Origin of the sequence: Erythrobacter sp. WG (assembly GCF_026586795.1) — a bacterium.
GTDB lineage: Bacteria > Pseudomonadota > Alphaproteobacteria > Sphingomonadales > Sphingomonadaceae > Erythrobacter.
In genome coordinates, this window is record NZ_JAPFGY010000054.1 from 1 (window position 1) to 3416 (window position 3416).

General features: G+C 71.2%; 3 protein-coding genes. All 3 read right to left on the bottom strand.

The window, feature by feature from the left end; genetic code table 11:
* A partial coding sequence (locus tag OPU67_RS16255) for an XrtA/PEP-CTERM system-associated ATPase (RefSeq protein WP_267621514.1) occupies window positions 1–908 on the bottom strand: 908 nt, incomplete at its 3' end.
* Window positions 909–926: 18 nt separating this feature from the next.
* Window positions 927–2600, bottom strand: coding sequence for a preprotein translocase subunit YajC (locus OPU67_RS16260; protein ID WP_267621516.1), 1674 nt, complete (start codon window positions 2598–2600; stop codon window positions 927–929).
* 1 nt (window position 2601) lies between these two features.
* The coding region (locus OPU67_RS16265; protein ID WP_267621518.1) for an AAA family ATPase at window positions 2602–3416 on the bottom strand (815 nt) is incomplete at its 5' end.

The window sequence follows — 3416 nt, forward strand, 5'->3', positions numbered from 1 at the left end:
GCGGGAGGCGGCGCGGGTGCCTCGGCCACCACGGGGGCCGGGGCCGGCTGCGGCGCGGCCCTGAGATCGCCCCCGCCGGCGCGCGCGCCGCGGGTCTGGTCTGCGGCCATCTCGGCCACCACCGCATCGAGCATCCGCAGCGACAGGAGTTCGCTCTCCTCGATCGCGGCGAGCAGCAGCAGGCGGTTCATCACCTGGTTGACCCGGCGCGGGATTCCCCCGGTGTGGCGGAAGAGCGCATCGAGCAGCCCCGCCTCGAAAGCCGGGCGCCCGTCCCACCCGACATGGCCCAAGCGGTGGCGGACATAGTGCTCAACCTCCCCGCCATCGAGCGCCTCGAGATGGTGCGAGGCGATGATCCGCTGGCGCAGCTGTTCGAGCCCCGGGTGATGGGCGACGGTGCTGCGGAACTCGGGCTGGCCGAGCAGCAGGCTTTGCAGCAGCGGGTGCGAGCCCAACTGGAAGTTCGAGAGCATCCTCAGCTCCTCCAGCGCCTCGAGCGCGAGGTTCTGGCATTCGTCTACCACCAACAGACAGCGGCGCCCGGCGCGCGCCTCGTCCTGGAGGAAGCGCTCGATCGTGCCCAGCGCGCTCGCCTTGTCATGGCCCTCGACATGGAGACCGAAGGCCTGGGCGACGACGTGGATCAGCTCCTCGCCGTCCAATGCGGAGGTGACGACCTGCGCGACCGTCAGCGCCGCCGGGTCGATCCGCTCCATCAGGTGCGCGACCAGCGTCGACTTGCCCGCGCCGACCTCGCCGGTGATGACGATGAAGCCTTCGCCCTGGGCAAGGCCGTAGCCGAGGTAGCTCATGGCCTTCTTGTGGCTGGTGCTCTCGAAGTAGAATTGCGGGTCCGGGGTGAGCTGGAAGGGGCGCCCGCTGAAGCCGTAGAACTGTTCGTACATGGGTGCGTGCACTCCCGCTTAGAAATTGTACCTGAGGCCGACCAGCGCGGTCGCGATGGCGAAGTCCTGCGCGGTGAACTGGCTGTCGACGTAATCGACGCCGATCGCCGCGCGGCCTTCGAGGCGCTGGGTGATCGACTGGTTGTAGGCCGCCGAGCCGCCGATGGCGGTCACGTCGTTGTTGCCGGCCCCGTCGAACCAGTTGACGTAGGCGTTGGTGGTGACGTTGGCGTTCTGCCCCACCTGGCGCGAGACGCCGCCGGTGACGTAATAGCTCTCGTCGGTCAGGCCGTTGACGGGCGCGAGCACGGTGCCGGCGGCGGTGATGAAGGTGCGCCGGTCGTAGCCTGCGCCGATCGCCGCGGTGGTGCGGCCCATGGTGCGCTGGTAGGAGGCAACCGCGCCGCGCCCGCGGAAGGCGGCGGCCCGTGCCGAGCCGGGCGCGCCGACCAGGCCCTGCCCGTTGGCATTGTTGACCAGCCCGCCGAAGTCGCCCGTCACCGGGTTGCGGATCGCCTCGAACCCGGTGCCGAGCCGCGCCAGCGAATTGTTGAGCACCCCGCCGAAGCCGCTCACCCCGTCATAGACCGCGATCGCAAGGTTGCTGCGCTGGCTCGGGGTGTAGGTGAAGGTGCCGTAATAGGTCGTCGAATCGTAGCGCCGCCCAACCGAGGCCTGTAGGCTGGTGCGCGACGAAGGCCGCCACAGCACGCCCACGTCCCACAAGAGGCCGTCGACCGCGAAGGCGATCTGTCGCGGCGCGGACTGGTCGGTGACGAAGCGTCCGTCGTTGCCGATCACCGGCGCGCCGTTCGCATCGCGCAGCGCATCGCGGCTGGAGATCTCCACGTCCTCGTAGCCCGCACCGCCGACCAGCGCGAGATCGGGGGTGATCGGCACGGTCACGTCGGCGCGCACGTAGAGGTCGCGCACCCGCTGGTCGAGGTTGGAGATATCCTCCTGGAAGCCCCCGGCGGTGACCGCGAGGCCCACCGGCAGCACCTCGCCCGCGCGCACCCCGGCGCGCAGCTGGCCGAGATAGGTGACGCTGTCGTCAAACAGGTCGAGCGCCTGGCCGTTCTGGGTGACGAGAGCGTTGTCCGCCTCGAAGCGGTTATAGCCGACCCGCGCGACGCCCTGCACCCCGACATCGCCGATGCGGGTCTGGAGGCTCGGTCCGACATAGGCGCTATAGATGCGGCTTTCGGCGTCCTCGCGCACCAGCGGGTTGACCGTGGTGGCCCCGCCCGCATCGATCCGGGTGCGCGAAGCGAGCGCGCCGGCCTCGAGACTGAGCGTCCCGGGCACCACCGCCAGCGACCCGGCGGCGATCCCGCTGAGCGTGTTGTTGTCGATGCTGTTGTCGCCGTAACCGATGTTGCGCTCGTAGCGGACCGAGACCGTCGCCGCGCTGTTGCGGCCCTGAAGGTTCACGTCGACCCCGGCGGCGACCTGGGTGAAGGTGACGACGTCGTTGCCCGGGCTCAGTTCGGCCGAGACGACCTGGCTGACTTCGATATAGGGCTGCACCACCCGGCCGCGGCGCTGGGTGGGCTGGTCGCCGCCCTGCTGGCCGCCCTGCGGCGCAGCCTGCGGGCCGCCTTGCGGCATGGCCTGCGCAAAGGCCGGCGCGGCGCCGCCCGCAAGGGCGGCCCCGGCCAGCAGCGCCGGCAGGAGAGCAGTCAGTCGCATATCAATTCCCCCTCCCCCCATAGGAGCCGAAGCGGCGTCCCGAAGGGCTGTAGCGCGCCGCGTTGAGGAGCAGCTTGATGTCGGCGCAGGCCGACAGGAGTTGCTGCGCATCCTCGAGCGCGGCGCGGCTGGTTTCGTCGGCGCGCACCACCAGCAGCGCCTGGCCGACGTGCTTGGCAAGCTCGGCGGCGGGCGATGCGGCAAGCGCGGGCGGCGTATCGAAGATCACGAAACGGTCGGGCGCGCCCCGGGTCAGGCGGTCCAGCACCTCGGCGGTCCGGGCGCTGGCTAGCCATTCGGCATCGCGCGCGCTGGGCGTCCCGGCGGGCAGCACGAAAAGCCCCGGAATGTCGGTGCCGATGACAAGGCTTTCGGGCGGAACCGCCGGATCGGCGAGCGCGTCCATCAGACCCTGCTCGGCCGCGATGCCGAGCCGCGCGGTGACGCTCGGGCGCACCACGTCGGCATCGACGAGCAGCACCTCGAGCCCCCGCTCGGCGGCGAGCGCGATCGCGAGGTTGGTGGCGCAATAGGTCTTGCCCTCGCCCTGGTGCGGCGAGCACACGAGAATGCGCCGGGCGAGCGCGCCGCCGCTGCGGGCATCGGCGATCAGCTCGCGCTTGACGATCCGGAACTCCTCGAGAAGGCCCGTCACCGGGTCCTCGGGCACGATCAGACCGGCCTCGCGCAGCACGTCGCGGTCGATCGCCGCACGGGGCCCGGCAAAAGCGACGGCGCGGGGCGCCTCGGGCTCGGGAGCGCGGACCGTTTCGGCGGGCGGCGCTGCGGGCTCGGGAGCCGGCGCGGGTGCGGGTG

Excerpts from the sequence above, each read along its gene's own strand:
- OPU67_RS16260 (WP_267621516.1), bottom strand. The coding sequence starts at position 2,600 with ATGCGACTGACTGCTCTCCTGCCGGCGCTGCTGGCCGGGGCCGCCCTT.